Origin of the sequence: Mycobacterium sp. ITM-2016-00317, assembly GCF_002968295.1 — a bacterium.
GTDB lineage: Bacteria > Actinomycetota > Actinomycetes > Mycobacteriales > Mycobacteriaceae > Mycobacterium.
This window is the reverse complement of the sequence record NZ_CP134399.1, coordinates 4217721-4236892: the sequence shown is the minus strand read 5'-3', so window position 1 is coordinate 4236892 and position 19172 is coordinate 4217721. Positions and strand designations below refer to the sequence as shown.

General features: G+C 67.7%; 18 protein-coding genes, 1 tRNA gene and 1 pseudogene. 9 read left to right on the top strand and 11 right to left on the bottom strand.

Annotated features, from left to right (window positions below):
• Positions 1-19 precede the first annotated feature (19 nt).
• Entirely contained in the window at positions 20-691 is a 672-nt protein-coding gene (locus C6A87_RS20180) for a DUF899 domain-containing protein (RefSeq protein WP_311113885.1), read from the top strand.
• Positions 692-693: 2 nt separating this feature from the next.
• Here the strand turns inward: C6A87_RS20180 and C6A87_RS20175 are convergent, their stop codons facing one another.
• Both C6A87_RS20175 and C6A87_RS20170 read right to left on the bottom strand, forming a co-directional pair.
• Positions 694-921, bottom strand: a complete 228-nt coding sequence (locus tag C6A87_RS20175; RefSeq protein ID WP_311113884.1) for a hypothetical protein — start codon at positions 919-921, stop codon at positions 694-696.
• A gap of 227 nt (positions 922-1148) precedes the next feature.
• Positions 1149-1769, bottom strand: coding sequence for a hypothetical protein (locus C6A87_RS20170; protein WP_311113883.1), 621 nt, complete (start codon positions 1767-1769; stop codon positions 1149-1151).
• A 168-nt stretch (positions 1770-1937) separates the two neighbouring features.
• Between C6A87_RS20170 and C6A87_RS20165 the strand changes: the two are divergent.
• Positions 1938-2159, top strand: a pseudogene (locus tag C6A87_RS20165) (Ig-like domain-containing protein); the annotation flags it as partial.
• Positions 2160-2297: 138 nt separating this feature from the next.
• Positions 2298-4274 carry a M13-type metalloendopeptidase gene (locus tag C6A87_RS20160; protein ID WP_311118012.1) on the top strand — a complete coding sequence of 659 codons (1977 nt, stop codon included), beginning with the start codon at positions 2298-2300 and terminating at the stop codon, positions 4272-4274.
• Here C6A87_RS20160 and C6A87_RS20155 read toward each other — a convergent pair.
• The 3 genes from C6A87_RS20155 to C6A87_RS20145 form a co-directional block, all read right to left on the bottom strand.
• The gene (locus tag C6A87_RS20155) at positions 4271-5377 is read right to left on the bottom strand and encodes an acyl-CoA dehydrogenase (protein WP_311113882.1); all 1107 of its coding nucleotides are present in this window, start codon (positions 5375-5377) and stop codon (positions 4271-4273) included. The two genes, C6A87_RS20160 and C6A87_RS20155, sit on opposite strands and share 4 nt — an antisense overlap.
• An 8-nt stretch (positions 5378-5385) precedes the next feature.
• A complete protein-coding gene (locus tag C6A87_RS20150) occupies positions 5386-6543 on the bottom strand; it encodes an acyl-CoA dehydrogenase family protein (RefSeq protein WP_311113881.1) in 1158 nt (385 codons plus the stop codon).
• A gap of 78 nt (positions 6544-6621) precedes the next feature.
• Entirely contained in the window at positions 6622-7431 is an 810-nt protein-coding gene (locus tag C6A87_RS20145) for a DUF1460 domain-containing protein (protein WP_311113880.1), read from the bottom strand.
• A gap of 91 nt (positions 7432-7522) precedes the next feature.
• Between C6A87_RS20145 and C6A87_RS20140 the strand changes: the two genes are divergently transcribed.
• The 5 genes from C6A87_RS20140 to C6A87_RS20120 all read left to right on the top strand — a co-directional run bounded on the left by C6A87_RS20140 (position 7523) and on the right by C6A87_RS20120 (position 11028).
• A complete protein-coding gene (locus C6A87_RS20140; protein ID WP_311113879.1) occupies positions 7523-8497 on the top strand; it encodes a lytic transglycosylase domain-containing protein in 975 nt (324 codons plus the stop codon).
• A gap of 138 nt (positions 8498-8635) precedes the next feature.
• Positions 8636-8923: a hypothetical protein gene (locus tag C6A87_RS20135; protein ID WP_311113878.1), complete on the top strand. Its 288-nt coding sequence runs from the start codon at positions 8636-8638 to the stop codon at positions 8921-8923.
• Between the two features lie 82 nt (positions 8924-9005).
• Positions 9006-9638, top strand: a complete 633-nt coding sequence (locus tag C6A87_RS20130) for a GIY-YIG nuclease family protein (protein ID WP_311113877.1) — start codon at positions 9006-9008, stop codon at positions 9636-9638.
• A gap of 143 nt (positions 9639-9781) precedes the next feature.
• A complete protein-coding gene (locus C6A87_RS20125) occupies positions 9782-10357 on the top strand; it encodes a hypothetical protein (RefSeq protein ID WP_311113876.1) in 576 nt (191 codons plus the stop codon).
• Positions 10354-11028 carry a hypothetical protein gene (locus C6A87_RS20120; protein ID WP_311113875.1) on the top strand — a complete coding sequence of 225 codons (675 nt, stop codon included), beginning with the start codon at positions 10354-10356 and terminating at the stop codon, positions 11026-11028. The genes C6A87_RS20125 and C6A87_RS20120 overlap by 4 nt, the downstream gene beginning before the upstream one ends.
• A 4-nt stretch (positions 11029-11032) precedes the next feature.
• Here C6A87_RS20120 and C6A87_RS20115 read toward each other — a convergent pair whose 3' ends face one another.
• The 6 genes from C6A87_RS20115 to C6A87_RS20090 form a co-directional block, all read right to left on the bottom strand.
• Positions 11033-11536 carry a hypothetical protein gene (locus tag C6A87_RS20115; protein WP_311113874.1) on the bottom strand — a complete coding sequence of 168 codons (504 nt, stop codon included), beginning with the start codon at positions 11534-11536 and terminating at the stop codon, positions 11033-11035.
• Positions 11537-11546: 10 nt separating this feature from the next.
• A complete protein-coding gene (locus C6A87_RS20110) occupies positions 11547-12302 on the bottom strand; it encodes an ABC transporter ATP-binding protein (RefSeq protein WP_311113873.1) in 756 nt (251 codons plus the stop codon).
• The gene (locus C6A87_RS20105) at positions 12299-13975 is read right to left on the bottom strand and encodes a dipeptide/oligopeptide/nickel ABC transporter permease/ATP-binding protein (protein WP_311113872.1); all 1677 of its coding nucleotides are present in this window, start codon (positions 13973-13975) and stop codon (positions 12299-12301) included. The genes C6A87_RS20110 and C6A87_RS20105 overlap by 4 nt, the downstream gene beginning before the upstream one ends.
• Positions 13972-14955 carry an ABC transporter permease gene (locus C6A87_RS20100; protein ID WP_311113871.1) on the bottom strand — a complete coding sequence of 328 codons (984 nt, stop codon included), beginning with the start codon at positions 14953-14955 and terminating at the stop codon, positions 13972-13974. Before C6A87_RS20100 ends, C6A87_RS20105 begins: the two co-directional genes overlap by 4 nt.
• Positions 14955-16595, bottom strand: a complete 1641-nt coding sequence (locus C6A87_RS20095; RefSeq protein WP_311113870.1) for an ABC transporter substrate-binding protein — start codon at positions 16593-16595, stop codon at positions 14955-14957. Before C6A87_RS20095 ends, C6A87_RS20100 begins: the two co-directional genes overlap by 1 nt.
• 668 nt (positions 16596-17263) lie before the next feature.
• A tRNA-Arg gene (locus C6A87_RS20090) sits at positions 17264-17336 on the bottom strand.
• 101 nt (positions 17337-17437) lie between these two features.
• Between C6A87_RS20090 and argS the strand changes: the two genes are divergently transcribed.
• Complete coding sequence (argS, locus tag C6A87_RS20085) at positions 17438-19090, top strand: arginine--tRNA ligase (protein WP_311113869.1); 1653 nt, start codon at positions 17438-17440, stop codon at positions 19088-19090.
• Positions 19091-19172 lie beyond the last annotated feature (82 nt).

Sequence of the window (19172 nt, the reverse complement as noted above, 5' to 3'; positions counted from 1 at the left end):
GCGGTGGCAAGCTCGGGGCATGGAAGCCGCCGCGTTGCCGCCGATTGTGTCGCGAGAGGAATGGGAGCACGCGCGTGCCGACCTGCTCCTGCGTGAGAAAGAACTCACCCGCCTCAAGGACGCCGTCAGCGCCGCGCGCCGCCGGCTGCCGATGGTGCTGGTCGAGACGCCGTACGTCTTCGACACCGAGGCGGGGCCGGTGACTCTGCTGGATCTGTTCGACAGCCGCCGGCAGCTGATCGTGCAGCACTTCATGTTCGGATCAGATTGGGACGCAGGGTGTTCCGGATGCTCCATGATGGCTGATCACATCGGGCCTCTTTCCCACCTGCATGCCAAGGACACCTCGCTGGTGTTGGTGTCGCGGGCTCCGGTCGGAAAGCTGGTCGCGTTCAAGGACCGGATGGGCTGGGACCTGCCGTGGGTGTCCTCGGGCCGGACCACCTTCAACGAGGACTTGCGCACCACCGTCGACGGGGAAGAACGCCACTCCATCAGCGTCTTCCTGCGCGACGGCGATCGGGTGTTCCACACCTGGCAGACCTTCGACCGCGGTGAGGAGCCGTTCATGGTGGTTTTCGACCTGCTCGACCTCACCCCGTACGGGCGCCAGGAGGACTGGGAGGACTCACCGGCGGGATGGCCGCAGCAGCCCCCATATGGCTGGATGCGGCTGCATGACGACTATTGACGCTATTTGAGCCATTTCCACGGTTTGTCCCAGTGCCCCGGCGGCACGCCGACCCACTGGCCCAGATGGCCGGGCGGGACGTGGACGATATGGCCGACGTGGCCGGGTGGGGGTGGGGGTCCGGGATGCCACCAGTGCGGATCGGCACCGGCCTGGCCGACACCCACAGAAAGCCCTGCCCCGAGTCCGCCCGCGATCACCGCGGCGGCGACGAATTTCTTCACCTGCATCGTGCACTCCTCAATACCGGGAAATCGGCGCTCGTTCAGGTCCTCATTCCTTTGTATCGTCTTTTGTGGATCCCGGCTCGACCCATCGAGGGGCACGGGTGCGGTCAGGTGGCACCTGAGGTTGCCAGAGCTGTAGAGACTCAGAAGGCAGCAAGCGGCAGATTGGCACGCTAGGACTTTCCTCGGCCAATATGCGAAACTTCGGCAAACTAACGCGTCCGTCAGGATCAGTGAGTTAGGTTTGCGCAGATTGCTTCGGGTGGGACGAAGTTTGCTTCCGCGCCGGTGCTGGGTTCAGGCGGATCGGGGGATCGATGGACGTTGTCGCACGTGACGGTTATGGCCGTTACATCGGCAGGGTAGGTGCGCTGGCGGTGGCCCTCGGTGTCGGAATGGCTGTCGCCGCCACGCAGGGCGCGGCTGTCGCCGGTGCCGAAACGGGCACGGGTTCTTCCGACTCGTCGTCGGAATCGTCGCAGCAAGGCGATGCCGGGTCGGCCGCGACGACGCGCGCACCGGACGCCGGCGACCCCGCCGACGAAGTTGCCGTTGACCGACACGATGACGTCGAACCGGCCGAGGAATCCGACGACGGCGAGGAATCCGGCGACGACGGCGACGACGGCGAGGAATCCGACGACGGCGTCAAGGATGTCGACGACGTCGAGGACTCGATCGAAGACGATCCCCCGACCGATGCGAGCGACGGTGCCGTCGAGCCGCGGCCAGATCGCGACGACGCGCAGACCGAGGTTGACCCGGCGGCACGGGCTCTCGACGACCCAGTGCACGTCGAAGTTCCCACGGAGACGCGCGAAAGCGTTGAAACCGGCTCCGTAGCAGAACATCTCACGACGGTGGAGTTGACCACCGCGCGCACACCCGCAGAGGCGCAGGATCCGCAGGACCCACCGGTGACCGTGGTGAAGTCGCTCGCGGTGCCGACGGTCGTTCCCGCCGCCCCGGTCGCGCCGGCTCCGAATCTGCTCTCGTGGTTGACCGGCTTCTTCGCCGGCATGCAGCGGACCTTCTTCAACCGTGCCCCCGATGCCCGCAACCAGCTCGTCACGATCACACTTGCCGAGCCAGAGAATATGAGCGATCCAGTGGCACTGCTGGCGCGCGACCGTGACGGCGACGCCTTGGCTTTCAGTCTGCTCGGCAATCGCGGGCCCAAGCACGGCACGGTCACGTTCGACCAGGCGACAGGCACGTTCACCTATGACCCCGACGACGCGTTCGCCCGCCGGGGTGGCACCGACACCTTCTTCTACAAGGTCAGTGACGCGTCGAGCGGTTGGCATCTGCCGGGGTTGGTCAGCCTCCTGACCAAGCCGGACTTCGGGCACGCCGACTACGCCCGGGTCACCATTGCTCTGGCGCCGGCGGTCAGGTCGGGAATCGACCTGAGCAACATCGACAACAGCGTGCGGGTCCAGGACGACCCTTTCGGCTGGCTGCTCGGAAAGTGGCTGAAAGAACACGAGATTCCCGCCGACCGTGGCCGCGACGGGCTGATCTTTGAACTGAGCGACACGGTGTCACGGCAGATTCGCGACCTGATTGCGGAGCTCGGGCGCACCGGAACTCAACCGGGCACCGACGCGCAGCGCATCGTCGACTTCTTCGCCAGCTACACCGATACCGCGACCATCGCCGAGGTAGGTCTGGCACCGCTGCTTGCCGAGCTGGCCAGGATCGACGGCGCCGCCGACTCCGCGGCGCTCACCGCGGTGCTGGGTTCGCTGGTCGGCGTCAACACCGGCGTCGGCCTGGCTGTGGAGTTGGATCTGAAAGACTCGTCGCGCCGTCTTCTGGAACTCTCTCAGGCAGGCCTCGGGTTGCCGGAGATGTCGTACTACACCGACCCCCGGCACGCCGACATTCTGGCTGCCTATCCGCGGCATATCGCGACGATGTTCGCGTTGGTCTACGGCGGGACGGTCGACGACCACCTTCAGACCGCACAGCGGGTGGTCTCCCTCGAGTCCAAGCTCGCGTCGGCGCACTGGGACCTCGTCAGGAGCCGCGACCCCGAGTTGACCTACAACCTGCGGAGTTTGTCGGATCTGGTCGCGGAGGCACCCGGCTTCGACTGGGGAAGTTGGCTGCAGTCGCGTGGAGTTCCGTTGGAGCACACCGCAGTGATGATGATCGACCAACCCGACTATCTGACGGCTTTCGCGCAGGCCTGGGCGACCGAGTCGCTCCAGGACTGGCAGGACTACCTGCGCTGGCAGACCATCCACGTTCGGGCGCCCCTGCTGACCGAGGATCTGGTGGAGGAGGACTTCGCGTTCTTCCGGCAGCGACTCAACGGCGTGGAGAAGAACAGCGAGCGTGCCCAGCGGGCACTGGAGGCGCTCGACACCATCCTCGGCTACGCCGTCGGCAAGCTCTACGTCGAGAAGTACTTTCCGCAAGAGGCGAAGCGGCAGATCGAAGAGATGGTCGACAATCTGATCGAGGCCTACCGGGACAGCATCAACGAACTCGAATGGATGACGCCGCAAACGCGGGCGAAGGCTCTGGAGAAACTCGACAAGCTGACCGTCAAGGTCGGCTACCCGGATACCTGGGTGGATTACTCCGCAGTGGTCATCGACCGCGGCGACCTGTACGGCAATGTCGTGAGGGGGCTCGCAGCCGACCTCCAAAGCGCTCTCAACGACCTCGGCAAGCCGATCGACCGCAGTGAGTGGGGCATGACTCCTCAGACCGTGAACGCCTACTACTCACCCACGATGAACGAGATCGTGTTTCCGGCAGCACATCTGATGGCTCCGTTCTTCGACCCGGATGCGGATCTGGCCGCAAGCTACGGCGGCATCGGTGCCACGATCGGCCACGAGATCGGTCACGCGTTCGACGACACCGGCTCGCAGTTCGACGGCGACGGCAACCTCGTCAACTGGTGGACCGAGGCCGACCAGGCCGCATTCGCGGCGAAAACCCGTGTGCTGGTCGAGCAGTTCGACGGCTACGTGCCCCGTCAGCTGCCCGACGGTCCGCATGTGAACGGCACGCTGACCCTCGGTGAGAACATCGCCGACCTCGGTGGCCTGGCGATCGCGCTCAAGGCATACGCGAAGTCACTCGACGGCACCCCCGATGTGGTCATCGACGGCTATACCGGTACCCAGCGTGTGCTGCTCGGGTACGTGCAGTCGTGGCAGATCAAGTCCCGCGACGCCGAGATTCTCAAGCGCCTGGCGACGGACCCGCACTCGCCACCGGAGTTCCGGGTCAACGGGATTCTGCGCAATCTCGACGCGTTCTACGAGGCGTTCGGTGTCGACGAGTCCAGCCCGCTGTGGGTCGCCCCCGAAGACCGGGTCCGGATCTGGTACTAGAGGGCGACGACCTCGTAGTCACCGAGCTGCCCGATCAGCACGTGCAACTGGTCCTGGGAGGACCCCAGCGTGTGATCGATCGCGGTGAGCCGCGCTGCGTAGTGGCTGACCGGGTATTCGGCCGTCACCCCGATGCCGCCGTGCAGCTGGATCGACTCCTGGGCGATATGGCGGCCCGACCGGCCGATCTGCAGCTTGGCCCGTGCCGCCTTCGCCGGGTCGAGGTCGCCGTCGGCGACGGACATGTTGGCGTAGAACGTCATGCTGCGGGCGAGCTCCAGCGACACGTACATGTCGGCGGCACGCTGGGTGAGCGTCTGAAACTTGCTCAGCGTGACGCCGAATTGCTTGCGTTGCGTGAGGTATTCGCTCGTCAAGCGCAGCGCTTCCTCCATCGCGCCGAGCGCCTCGGCGCACAGACCCGCCGAGATCCGCACCAGCGCACGGGAGATCGCCTCAGAGGCGTCCACGGCCTCACCTAACGGTTCGGCGGCGACCCCGTCGAAGTCGATCTGCGCGCCGCGCTGGCCGTCGAAGGTGCGGTACGGCGTGCGCTGAACCGCGGCGCCGTCGACCAGGAACAACCCGGTGCCGCCGTCGGGCAGGGCTGCGCTGACCACCAGGGTGTCGGCGGCGTCACCGGCGAGCACCGGATTCTTGGTGCCGCGCAGCGTCCACGAGCCACCGTCGGAGACAGCGGTCGTGGTCACCTTCGCCGTCGGCAGGCGCATGCCGGGCTCCAGGTGGGCGAAGGCCAGCAGCCGCTCGCCGGCCGCCACCTCGTCGAGAAGGGCGCGCTGCTGCTCGGTTCCGGCATCGGCGATCAGCGCACCCGGGCCGAGCGCGGCGTGTAGCACCGGTTCCGGCGCCAGTCGGCGGCCGATCTCGGTCAGTACGACGAGCACCTCGAGCTGCCCGCCGGCGTCCTCGTCGAAACCGAGGCCGAGGACGCCGATCTCGGCGAGCTGCTTCCACACGTCCCGGCTCCAGCCGAGTTCGGTGTCGAGCGTCTTGAGGCGACTCTCCGGGTCATAGGTGCGCGAGAGCATCTCGCGGGTGGTGTCGCGGAGCAGGACCTGCTCTTCACTGAACTGAAAATCCATGTCTTAGCTCACAATCCGAGAATGGTCGACGCGATGATGGTGCGCTGGACCTCATTGCTGCCGCCGTAGATCGAGGTCTTGCGGTAGTTCAGGTAGCGCGGCGCGGCGTCCTGCGCCCACTCGGCCGAGGCGATGCCGTCGCTGCCGAACGGCAACGCGTCGGCGCCGGCGACCTCCACCAGCAGCTCGGTGGCAGCCTGCTGCAGCTCGCTGGCGCGCAACTTGAGCACCGACGAGGCCGGGTTGGGTTTGCCGCTCTTGGAGCTGGACGCGACTCGCATCTGGGTCAGTTCCAGCGCCAGGACGTCGTTCTCGGTCTCGGCCAGCCGCGCCGCGAACAGTGGGTCGTCGAGCAGGCCGTTCGCCTTCGCGCGTTCCTTGACCTCCGAGAGACGGAGTTTCGTGCGGCCGATCTGCGTGATCCCGGTGCGCTCGTTGCCCAGCAGGAACTTCGCGTACGACCAACCCTGGTTCTCCTCGCCGACGAGCTGGTCGGCGGGCACCCGGACGTCTTCGAAGAAGACCTCGTTGACCTCGTAGCTGCCGTCGATCAGCTTGATCGGCCGCAACGTGATGCCGGGGGTGTTCATGTCGATGAGCAGGAACGAGATGCCGGCCTGCTTCTTCGGGGCGTTGGGATCGGTGCGCACCAGGCAGAAGATCCAGTCGGCGTACTGGCCCAGCGTCGTCCACGTCTTCTGGCCGTTGACGACGTAGCTGTCGCCGTCGCGCAGCGCGGTGGTCCGCAGCGACGCGAGGTCCGAGCCCGCCTCCGGCTCGGAGAAGCCCTGGCACCACCAGATGTCGACGGCGGCCGTGGGTGGCAGGAAGCGTTCCTTGAGCTCCTGGCTACCGAACTCGGCGATCACCGGGCCGACCATCTTGGCGTTGAACGTCAGGGGTTCCGGCACGCTCGCCAGCTGCATCTCGTCGAGCCAGATCTGGTGCTGAACCGGCGTCCAGTCCTTGCCGCCCCACTCCAGCGGCCAGTTGGGCACCATCAGCCCGTGGTCGTTGAGGATCTTGTTCGCGGTGACGACGTCGTCGCGGTTGGCCTCGGTGGCGGTACGCGTGCGCTCGCGGATCTCCGCGGGGATCTTCGTGCGGTAGAACGTGCGTAGCTCGTCGCGGAAGGCTGCTTCCTCGGGTGTGAGCGCCAGCTGCATGTGCGGACTCCTGGTTCATCGGTGGACCACCCGCCAGACTAACCACTTGGTTGGTCGCCAAACAGGCGGGCGTCCCACTCACCGGAGCGGGCGCAGCACCACGATCCCGGGGATGGTCTGCAGGTAATCGGACAGCGGGGTGTCCACGACGGCGTCGTCCCTGCTCAGCGACGACGCGTTGCGGAAGATCGGCCCATCCGGTGTGTCGACGAAGAGGCCGACGTGGGTGACGTCCAGTCCGCCGTCCTCGGCGTAGGCGCCGAGGTAGTCGCCGGTGCGCAAGCCGTCGACGACCTCCGCGGAGACGGCCTCGCTGGGGATGAAGGTGACGGTGCGCGAGACGACCGGCAGACCCGCCAGGTACACCCCGCCGGAATCCTTGCTGTTGAGGTTCTTGGGGGTGCGCACGGCGTCGTCGGTCAGGGACGCGGTGACATCGGTCGCGATCGCCGGTGCGGCCGCCGCCCAGTCGGTGAAGAAGTGCCTGCGGTTCTCGAAGGAAACCACGCCGTCCTTGTACCGGACCTCGGCGAGGCCGGCGAGGAACTCGTCACGGTCGTGCGCGCGCTTGAGCGCCTCGACGTAATCGGCGTAGGTGAAGCAGTCGACGCGTTCCAGGTCGACGACGAGCTGCTCGGGCTCGGTCGCCGAGCCGATGAGAGTGTTCGCGCCGTATGGGGTTCCGAGGAAGCGGGCGGAGATCTCGGCGGGGTCGGTGTTGTCCGCGGCCAGCATCGACGCCAGAGTCTGTGCACTGGCTGGGGACATGCTGACGTCCGGCGCGGCGTGCGCGGCGGCGGGTGACGCGGTCAGGCACAGGACGGTGCAGAGCAGGACCGTCCAGACCAGCCTCGGTACGCGACGGGCACGTTCGGCCGCCTTCGACATGTCAGCTCCTCCCGGGGGACTGCGGCCACTGTACGGCCCGGGCATCGGTCAGACTGGTGCTGCGACGACCCGACGATTCGAGGGAGACGTGATGGGCTGGGGTGAACGCCTCGTGGAGACCCGACCGGCGGTGATCCTGGCGGTTTTGGCTGCTGTCGCGCTTGTCGGCGGCGCGGTGTTCGCGGTCTCGCCGACCCGTGATGCCGGACACGGCCCCGAGACGGCGCAGGTGGCCCCGCAGCCTGTGCCGCCCCAGCCGCCCCCGCCACCGCCCTCCACGCCGCCGAGCGCACAGCCTCGGCTGGCCGCAGACCCGGTCGCGCTGGTTGACGGCCTGGTCGCCGACGAACGCGCGTTGCGGGATCCGTCGTCGTCGGAGGCCGTCCTGCTCGCCGCGGCGCGCCGCCAGCAGGTGGCCTACCGGGTGCTCGGGCGTCATCCGGAATGGGACGCACTGGTGCGACCCCGGGTTCCCGGACCGCTGCTGGAGGTCTACGACCGCAACATCGACGCCCGTAGGCAGCTGACCTCGATGAGTACCGGCCGGGGAAAGCCCACCCTGCCGGCGTGGCGGATCGAGCCGCCGGCGCCGGCACCGGAACTGGTCGGGTACTACCACGAGTCCGAGGCCGCCTCCGGGGTCGCGTGGAACTACCTGGCCGCCATCCACCTGGTCGAGACCGCGTTCGGACGGATCGCCGGGGTCAGCACCGCCGGCGCGCAGGGTCCGATGCAGTTCCTGCCGTCGACGTTCGCGTCCTACGGCGCGGGCGGCGACATCACCGCGGAGCGCGACAGCATCATGGCTGCCGGCCGGTTCCTGGCCGCCCACGGCTTCGCGCGCGACCGCGACGCCGCGCTCTACCGCTACAACAACTCGAACAAGTACGTGCGGGCGGTCAGCCAGTACGCGACGCTGATCGCCGCGGACCCCGCAGCCTTCGCCGGGTTCTACCGGTGGGACGTCTATTACAACTCCAGTGCCGGGGACGTGGTGCTGCCGGTGGGCTACGCGGCGGCCGAGCCGATCCGTGTCGAGGACTATCTGGCCCGGCACCCGCAGTAGAGGCGTGACCACCCGGGTCGCCGACGGAGCAACGATCGAAGAGGTCGTCACCGCCCACGAAACCGCGTCGATCCGCGGTCTCGCAGACCTACTATGTGTTTACGCAGAGGGTCGGGGAATGTCGAGGAGGGCCCTACGATGCGGCACAGATTGCGTGGTGCGGTAACGGTCGCCGCGGCGGCGTTGACTCCGCTCGCTCCGCTGGTGGCGATCTCACCGGGCGTCGCCCAGGCGGCCGAGTGTGGAGTGGGGACGGTCTATGACGCGCCGTCGAACACCTGCATCGCCGCGCCGCTTCCGCCACCCCCGCCTCCACCACCACCCCCGCCTCCACCGCCGCCACCGTGGAACGGCGATCCGACACCGGGCTTCTCGATCGGCATCTGCGCGCCGATCCCGTTCGTGGCGCTGTGCACAGGGATTTGACGGGACGACCCGGCGGGGCGGGGCGGCGCTGCCCGCAGGTGGCGATGGTTCGGTTACGCCGACCGATGGATAGTCTGAGGTGATGGCTGAGTCGATGTCCGCGAAGCGCGCCGCTGACGCGGTAGCGAATTTTCTTGCTGCTCAGCGGTACACGCGTGACGAGGTGTTCGCCGAACCCAGCCCGGTTCCCGAGCAGCCCGGCGTCCACGGCTGGTGGTTCCGCACCATCCCGGGCGACATCGACGTCTCCGGCTGCGAACAGCGCGACGGCTGGACCCTGCTCTACGTCGGCATCACCTCCGGGCCGCCCCGGCCCGACGGCAAACCGCGGGTACCGCAGGATCTCCGCAAACGCATCCGCTACCACTTCGGGGCGGGCAACGCCAGCGCGGACGGTTCCACGCTGCGCAAATCGCTCGGAGTCCTGCTCGGTGGTGAGCTCGGTTTCGCGTTGCGCCGGATCGGTTCGGGCAAGCGGCAGACGTTCGCCGGCGGCGAAGCCGTGCTGACGCAGTGGATGGCCGAGAACGCCACGGTGTCCTGGGTGCTGCACCCTGAGCCGTGGCACCTGGAGCGCAAGCTGATCAACGCGCTGGATCTGCCGCTGAACTTCCAGGACAACGAACGCAACGCCTTCGCCCCGGAGCTCAAGAGGCTCCGCAAGGAAGCGGCCGTGAAGGCGGGCAAGATGCGCGTGCTCGCGGAGTGGTCGTAGCTCGCACAGCGGGACGTGGTGGGCAGCGTCAGCCCGCCAGAGCGGTGGCCGTTGCATCCGCACCGGGATCTGAAATCGCCACAGCGTAGGCTTGCCTAACCGTGAATCAGACAACGTCATCACCACCGGTCACAGTTGCCCCCGTGCTGAAGATCACTATGGGCACCCATCAACCCGCGCCCGGCTCGACTCCGCGGCTCGGGAAGGTCGACATCTACCGCCTGCCGGCGGTGGACCTGACCGACGTCCGAGGGCTGATCGTCGGCGCCGACGCCGACCAGATCTTTCTCGAACGCAACCGCGAGCTGCTCGACGGATTCGTCACCGCCGGCGGCCGTATCGCGGTGATGGGACACGCAGTCACCGATTTCCTTGCCGGCCTGGGAGTTTGGCGCAAACTGACCTACACCGGTCCGAAGGACCTGTGGATCAGCATGGGCGAACCGCATCCGGTGTGGGAGGGCGTCGATCCCGTTGATCTCAGTGTCCGCAAGGGCGTTACGGGTTTCTACGCGCGTGGCTACGCCGACAAGATCCCTGCAGACGCTGTCGTGACCACTCGCATCGGCCGGCATGCGCTGCCGCTGGATTACGTCTACCCGCTGGGGGAGGGCCTGGTGCTGGTCCACGGCGGCAACGACCTGACAAACTACGCCGACGATCCCAATACCTCGGCCCGGATGACACCCCAACTGATCGATTGGCTGATGCAGCGATGACCACAGTCGAACCCTTCAATCGCACCGACCGCGCACCGCGGCGGGGACGCCGGCTCGCCATCGTGCACAGCGGCTCCTACGCACACCTGTACGCGATGAAAGACCCTGCGGTGCTGGCCTATCAGCCGGACTTCGTCTATATCGCCGACCTCGAGGACGGCGGGCTCGACGGCTACGGCACCGTCATCGTGGGCGACCGGATGCACCCCGAACTCCTCGCCCGCCACGCCGCCCAGTTCCATGGTGTCGCCGAGCGCGGCGACACCTTGGTGGTGCTCGGCGAGAACCAGGTGCACACCTGGCTGCCGGGCATCGAATGGGAAGGCCGCCCGACGAACTTCTGGTGGTGGACCATCGGGGAAGATCCGATGATCCGCACCCGTAGCCACGAGCACGAATCCTGGGAGTACCTGACCACCAAGGCGGTCATCTGGCATCACCACGGCCTGCTGCGCACCACGGCCGACGTTGTGCCGCTGGTGGTTTCAGAAGAGCCCGGCGCCGACGGCACGCCGCACGATGCCGGCATGATGCTCTACGAGGACACCGTGAGCACGCCCGGGCGGATCATCGTGACGACGCTGGACCCGATGCACCACCACGGCAGCAACTTCATGTCCGGGGCCACCCGGTTCCTGTACGCGCTGCTGCGGTGGGTGGACAACACCTGAGCGGCTAGACCACGTCGTACACCTGGTTGGCAGGCGCGGCGAGCAGGCGGTCGGCCATCTCCTGCTTGAGGACGGTGAGGCGGTCCTCGTCGGCTTGGCTGCGATCGGGTTTACGTGCGAGCGAGATGAATTCGTCGGTGACGAAGCCGTCGCGGATCTCCAGTCGCACCGTCGTGCCGCGGTAGGTCAGTTCGAAGACGTACCGCTCCAGGGTCGCGCCACGGTCCGGACGTTCCAGGGCGGAGTCCACGGTGAAGCGGTTCTCGGTCACGGCGCGGGTGACGGCCTCGAAGGTGTCGCGCACACCGGGACCGCGGTGCGCCGTGACGATCGAGATCTCGCGGCGCTGCGCCGGTGCGCCGGGGCTCAGGACCGGCAGTGCCCGCTCGAGCACCTTGACCGCGTGCGCCACCCCGCCGGGAAAACCGGGGCCGTGATACTTCATCACGTCATCGAAGGTGAAACCTAGGACAGTTCCGCTGTCGTCGACTTCGAGCACTGTGGACATGTATTCCTCCTCAACTGGAACTGGTGGCTGCCGCGACCAGTGCGGCAGTGTATTCGTGTGCCGGCGCGCCGAGAACGTCCGCGGTGCGGCCTTTCTCGACGACCCGTCCGTCCTGCATGACGACGATGGTCTGACAGCTGCGCGCAGCGAGCGCCAGATCGTGGGTGATGTGGACGACCGCGAGACCCTGGGTGGTGGCGAGCTCGGTCATGAGGTCCACGACCTCCACACGCAGCGATGCGTCCAGCCCGCTGGCGGGTTCGTCGGCCAGCAGCAGCCGCCCCCGGGCGGCCAGGGCTCGAGCGAACGCGACCCGCTGGCGCTGCCCGCCGGACAGTTCGTGGGCGAAGCGGTCGAGGTGGTCGCTCGTCAGGTGCACGCTCTCCAGCGCGGCGACCACGGCGGCGCGGCGCGAGGCCCGGTCGCCGAGACGGTGGATGACCATCGGTTCGGCGACGATCTCACGCACCCGCAGGTTCGGAGGGAGTGCGGCGTAGGGGTCCTGGAACACCAGGTGCATGCCGCGGCGCGCTTCCCGGCTGCGACGCCGGCGCGCTGCCGTCAGGTCCACGCCGTCGAAGCGGATGGTGCCCGAGGCCGGGGTGACCAGGCCTGCGACCGCACGAGCGACGGTGGACTTGCCGGCTCCGGACCCACCGACCAGAGCCACGGTTTCTCCTGCGGCCACCGTCAGCGTCACCTCGGACACGGCCGGCTTGCCGTCGAAAGAGACGGTCAGCGAGTCGATTTCGAGAAGCGTGCTCATCGGGCAGCTCCCGGCGACACTGCCGTGAGCCGAGGAGCGGACTCGACGAGTCGACGCGTGTACGGATGCTGCGGTGCCGCGATGATCTGGGCGGTGGCACCGATCTCGACGACGGCGCCGTCCTTCATCACCGCGATGCGACGAGCGATCCGTTCTATCACCGGCAGGTTGTGCGTGACGATCAGCAGCGCCAGCGAATGCCGGATACGCAAGTCGTCGAGCAGGGTGAGGACCTCGGCCTCCCGCATCGCGTCCAGGCCACTGGTGGGTTCGTCGGCGATCAGCACATCGGGTTCGTTGGCCAGTGCCATCGCGATGACCACGCGCTGGCGCATGCCGCCGGACAGCTGGTGCGGGTAGGCATCGACGTGGTCATCGCGCAGTCCCACCTGCCGAAGCAGCTCCAAGGTCCGCGTGCGGGCGGTGCCGCGGCTACAGGAGCGGTGCGCCCGGATCGCTTCGTCGAGCTGAGAACCGACGGTGCGCACCGGGTTCAGCGCGCTGAGCGCCTCCTGCGGGATCAGCGCGATCCGGTTGCCGCGCAGGGCCCGCAGTTCAGGCCCGGCCATGGTCGCGACGTTTTGCCCGGCGACAAGGACGCGGCCGTCGGTGATCTCGGCGGCGGCCGGCAGCAGCCCCATGGCCGCGGCGGCAACGGTGGACTTGCCACTGCCGGATTCGCCGACCAGTCCCACAACCTCGCCGGCGGCGACGGTGAAGCTGACATTCCGCGCACCGACGTGATGGTCTCCGTACACGACGGTGAGACCGTCAACCACCAGCGGAGCCTCGACGTCGGGGGCGACAGGCCGGGCCGGGGGACCGACCCGTCGGCGGCGGATACGCAGAACGGGTCGCGAACGCTCTTCAATCGCGTTGCCCAGCAACGCGAACGCCAGCACCGTGACGGCGATGGCCAGGCCCGGGGGCAGCACCCACCACAACCACGCATCGGTGAGGAAGGCGTTGCGCTCATGCGCCATCGACAGCATCGAGCCCCAGCTGGCGGCCGAGATGTCGCCGAGACCGAGGAACGCCAGAGACGCCTCCAACAGGATCGCGGTCTTGATGGTGAGCACGAATTGTGGGACCACCAACGGGAAGATCGCAGGAACGATGTGGCGCCGCAGCACGTAGAACGCTCCAGCGCCCATCGCGCGCTCGGCCTGGATGTAGTCGCGTTCCCGCAGGCTCAGCACCTGGGCGCGCAGCTCGCGGGCCAGGCCCGCCCACAGCACCGCGGCGATGACCATGATCTGGGTGCGCAGGCCGGGGCCCGCGAAGACGCCGATGACGATGGTCAACGGCAACACCGGCAGTGCCAGCACGACGTCCACCACGCGCATCAGCACCGTGTCCACCGGGCCGCGCAGGTAGCCGGCGAGCACACCGACGACCGTGCCGACGACGGTGGCCACCAGGGCTGCGACCACACCCACGAACAGGGAGACGCGAGCGCTGTGGATGAGCAGCGACAGCAGGTCGTGGCCGGCGTCATCGGCACCGAGCCAGTGCGCCGCCGACGGGACGGCGAACGGCCGGGTGACGCGCTCGCCGGGGTCGTAGGGGGCCAGCCACGGCGCGGCGGCGGCGATGATCAGCAGCAGGCCGAGAATCACCGCACCTGTCAGCGCGAGGCGCTGGGACCGGGTGGTCGTACCGAGAACCTTCACCGGCGCACCGCTTCCGGGCGCTCGGTGCGACGCACCCGCGGATCCAACAGTGGATAGGTCAGGTCGGCCAGCAGGTTCGCCGCCACGATCCCGACCGTCGCCAGCAGAAACGCGCCCTGCAGCAGCGGATAATCGCGCGCGGTGACCGCGTCGTAGATGAGCTTGCCCAACCCCGGATACGCGAACACGCTCTCGACGACGACGGCACCGGACAACATCACGCCGACGGTCAGCGTCAGCGTGGTGTACACCGGCAGCAGCGCATTGTGCAGCGCATGGCGGACCGCGACGCGGAACTCGCTGAGGCCCTTGGCGCGCGCCAGTCGGACGAACGGTTCCTCGAGCACCCCGATCATCGCGGCGCGGGTCATCAGGAAGAAGGCGCCGATGCCGGCCACCGTCAGCGTCACCATCGGCAGCACCATGCGGGACGCGACTTCGACGAGCCACTCCCCGCCGGTGGCTGTGATGGCCGCCGCGCCGTAGGACGGGAACCAGCCCAGGCTCACCGAGAACACTGCGATGAGGATCATGCCGATCCAGAATCCCGGCATGGAGTCCAGCGCGAGGACGGTGACGACGGCGCCGGTTTCCTTGGCGGTGCCGCGGCGCCATGCCGCCCACGCCCCCAGCAGCGCACCGATGACGAACGCCAGCAGCGTCGAGACGCCGACCAGCGCGACGGTCCACGGCAGCTTGTCCCACAGCACTTCTGCGACGGGACGGTTGTGCTGCACGGACAGGCCGAGATCGCCGTGCAGCAGGCCTGACCAGAATGAGAGGTACTGCTCCAGGATCGGCCGGTCCAGTCCGTAGCCCGCCCGGATCTGGGCCAGCGACTCCTCGTCCAGCGACTGGTCGGCACCGCCGTACAGATAAACGACGGGGTCCCCGGGCGCCAGGTGTGGCAGCGCGAAGTTCAGCGTCACCGCCGCCCACAGCACCAGGGCGTACTGCCCGACCCGCCGCGCAACAGCCATCAGTCCTGCGGTGCTTCCGCGTTGGCCTCCTTGACCACTTCCGCCGGCAGGAACGACCACTTGTGCACGATGCCGTAGCCGGGTGTCTCGATCCAGCCGGTGAACTTGTCGGCGCGGTAGCCCCAGTGTTCGTCGGGGTAGTACAGAGCGATCGCCGTCGGCTGCCGGTTGAACAGCTTCTGCATCTCCTGCATCGCGGCGATGCGCGCCTCGTTGGTCTCGGTCGCGCGCCACTTGTCGTAGAGCACGTCGAACTCCGGGTAGGCGAGATCGGGGTGCTGCCACAGGTTGTCGGACCGGTGCGACATGATGAACTGGGTCGAATCACCTACGGCGTGTGGCGAATTGGTCCTGATGTACAGGTCGTAGGCCATCTTCGCCGAGGCATCGGCCAGCGACCCGGCGTCCAGCGGTTTGATCTCGACGGCGATGCCCGCTTCGGCGAAGTCCTCGGCCACCAGCTCCGCGGCACGCACGTGCGGAGCGTTGCCCCCGTCGACGATCAGCGTGAACGGGGTGGTCGGTCCGGCCGGGTTCTCCCGCATGCCGTCACCATCGGCGTCGACCCAGCCGAGCTGATCGAGGAGCGCCGCGGCCCGCTGCGGATCGTAGGGCGTGGAGGCGTCCGGATCGGCGAACGGAGCGTCCGGATGGATGTAACCCTGCGTGGCGGGCCGTCCCTGCCCCAGCGCGACGACGTCGAGCATCTGGTCGCGGTCGACGGCCAGGTTCAGCGCGGCGCGGACGTCGTGCTGCGCGAACGGCTCTCGGGTGTAGTTCAGTTTGAGTTCCGGATAGGCCAGCGGTGACACGGTCACCACGCCGATGTCGCTGGATGCGGTGAACTGGTCGACGAGTTCCGGGGTGAGAGCGCGGTCGACGGCGTCGATCTGCCCCGAGCGCAGGGCCGTGAATGCCGCCGAGGTGTCGGAGATCACCGGCATGACCAGTTCCCCGACGGTCGGGGTGCCCGCGAAGTATTCGGGGTTGGCCTCGAAGCGATAGCCGGTGGTGGGGCTGTAGTCGACGAGCTTGTACGGGCCGGTGCCGACGGGAAGCTCGTTCATCTCCTTGGCTTTGGCGGGGTCGACGTTCGACCACACATGCTCGGGCAGGACCGGCAGGTCGGCGAGAGTGACGGTGCCGAGTTCGGGGCACGCGTAGTCGCACACGAAGCGCACCGAGTGCTCGCCGGTGGCCTCGACGGTGGAGATCGACGGGGTGTCGTTGACGTGGTGGGTGAAGCGTCCGGTCGGCGCGGCGTGCATGAAGTGAAAACTGAAAGCCACGTCGTCAGCGGTGAATGGCTCGCCGTCATGCCAGGTCACGTCATCGCGCAGGTCGACGTCCCAGGTAGTGGCGCTGACCTGGCGGACCTCGCTGGCCAGCCATGGCTGCGGTTCGGCCACATACGGCGACGGCGCCAGCAGCTTGTCGTAGATCAGTTCGGTCATCTGATCGGTTTGACCCGCAAAGATATTCAGCGGCCCGCTGTCCTTGGACACCGCGACCGTGACCGTGTCGGCGGTGGCGGTACCGGTACCGGAAGCCGTGGAGCCGGACGATCCACACGCGGCAACGACGAGGGCGGTGGCCAGAACCAGAGGCAGGACGTAGGGACGCGCGGTACTGCCCGACATTCAGGCCCCGTTCTCTCGAGGTAATAAGGACTGCCTTACCTAACTGTAGCGGTCCGACCATAGAACACTGGCGACCGGTAAATCCAGCGGCGAATTTCTCTTCGTACAGCCTCTCGACGGAACGGCCTGTGCGACAAAGGCTCCGAACGTTCACCTGCCGAAAACAGCGAACTCGTTGCCTTGTCGGTAGATGGCGGATATGCCCGTGCGGCGACCACCACCGGCCCTCAGGTGGACGCGACCCTTGCTCCAGACCGGCGCACATCATCCAGCCGGGGGAGCGCATGTCCGGGGTCCGTGCGGAAGGTCACACGGCGTGCTCGGCCCGCGCTGGGGAACTGCGCGGGCGCCGAGGTCGACATATTCGAATCCGATCGTGGTCGCCGGGCCATCTCGACGGTGCCGTGACTCGTTTGGCATCACGTGCCGCAATTCGAAGAGGCAATCGCCGGTATTCCGCTTGCCGGCGTGCAAATGCTGGTGCAAAGACTGGCGTCAGCGGCGTTCCCGCTCCTGGTTACCCGGCCGCAAGCCTGAGGGGTTATTCGGGGCCGCGGCCGAAGGCTGCCGCACACACGGGCGGTGAACACGGCAAACGAATGCGGTGACCGAAAACCCGATTTCACCCGCTGGGTATCAGATGTAGAACATTCACCTGGTGTGATGGGTGCCCCCGGCAGGATTCGAACCTGCGGCCTTCTGCTCCGGAGGCAGACGCTCTATCCCCTGAGCTACGGGGGCGCGTGCTGTGCAGCTGCGCCGTTGGGCGTGGATAGCGTAGCGCATGCCGGGACCGGAAACGGATTCGGTCGTGAACAGCCCAGACCATAGGATGGTTCCTCGTGACCCCCGCCGATCTGGCCGAGCTGCTCAAGGCCACCGCTGCCGCGGTGCTGGCCGAGCACGGCCTCGACTCCGCCGCGCTGCCCGCAACCGTCACCGTCGAACGCCCGCGTAATCCCGAGCACGGTGACTACGCCACCAACCTGGCGTTGCAACTCGGCAAGAAGGTCGGCGCGAACCCGCGCGAGCTGGCGGGCTGGCTGGCCACCGCGCTGGCCGCGCAGGACGGCATCGCCGCCGCCGACGTCGCAGGCCCGGGATTCGTCAACCTGCGCATCGAGGCGTCCGCGCAGAACGTCATCGTCGGCAATGTCATCTCGGCCGGTCCCGGCTACGGCCATTCCGCCGCGCTGGGCGGCAAGAAGGTCAACCTGGAGTTCGTCTCGGCCAACCCGACCGGCCCCATCCACATCGGCGGCACCCGGTGGGCCGCGGTCGGTGACGCGCTGGGCCGGCTGCTGAGCACCCAGGGCGCCGAGGTCACCCGCGAGTACTACTTCAACGACCACGGCGCGCAGATCGACCGGTTCACCAACTCGCTGATCGCCGCCGCCAAGGGCGAACCGGCCCCCGAGGACGGCTACGCCGGCGACTACATCGCCGACATCGCCGCCCAGGTGCTGGCCAAGGAGCCCGGCGCGCTGCAGCTGCCCGAGGCCGACATGCACGAGACGTTCCGGGCCATCGGCGTGAACCTGATGTTCGACCACATCAAGGAATCGCTGCACGAGTTCGGCACCGACTTCGACGTCTACACCCACGAAGACTCGATGCACACCTCCGGACGCGTCGACCAGGCCATCGCCAAACTGCGCGAGACCGGCAGCATCTACGAGAAGGACGGCGCAGTCTGGCTGCGCACCACCGACTTCGGCGACGACAAGGACCGCGTCGTCATCAAGAGTGACGGCAACCCCGCCTACATCGCCGGTGACCTCGCCTACTTCCTGGACAAGCGCAAGCGCGGGTTCGACCTGTGCATCTACATGCTCGGCGCCGACCACCACGGCTACATCGCCCGGCTCAAGGCCGCCGCGGCCGCCCTCGGCGACGACCCCGACACCGTCGAGGTGCTCATCGGGCAGATGGTCAACCTGGTCCGCGACGGTCAGCCGGTCCGGATGAGCAAGCGCGCCGGGACGGTCATCACACTCGACGATCTCGTCGACGCCATCGGTGTCGACGCCGCCCGGTACGCGCTGATCCGCAGCTCGGTCGACAGCCCGATCGACATCGACCTTGAGCTGTGGTCCTCGGCGTCCAACGAGAACCCGGTCTACTACGTGCAGTACGCGCACGCGCGGCTCTCGGCGCTGGCCCGCAACGCCGCCGAACTCGGCGTCGCACCCGACACCGCGCACCTGGATCTGCTGACCCACGACAAAGAGGGCACGCTGATCCGCAATATCGGCGAGTTCCCGCGCGTCCTGCAGACCGCCGCGAGTCTGCGTGAACCGCACCGGGTCTCGCGCTACCTCGAGGACCTGGCAGGCGACTACCACCGCTTCTACGACTCCTGCCGGGTGCTGCCGCAGGGCGACGAGGAACCCGGCGATCTGCACGCGGCGCGGCTGGCGCTGTGCGCGGCCACGCGCCAGGTCATCGCCAACGGACTCGCCATCCTCGGCGTCAGCGCTCCGGAGCGGATGTGATCGCCCACCCTGCCGGGCAGCGACATGCAGAAGAGGGCCACCCGGCACCGGTCCCGGGTCGCCCCGAAGCGGCTGCCGACGT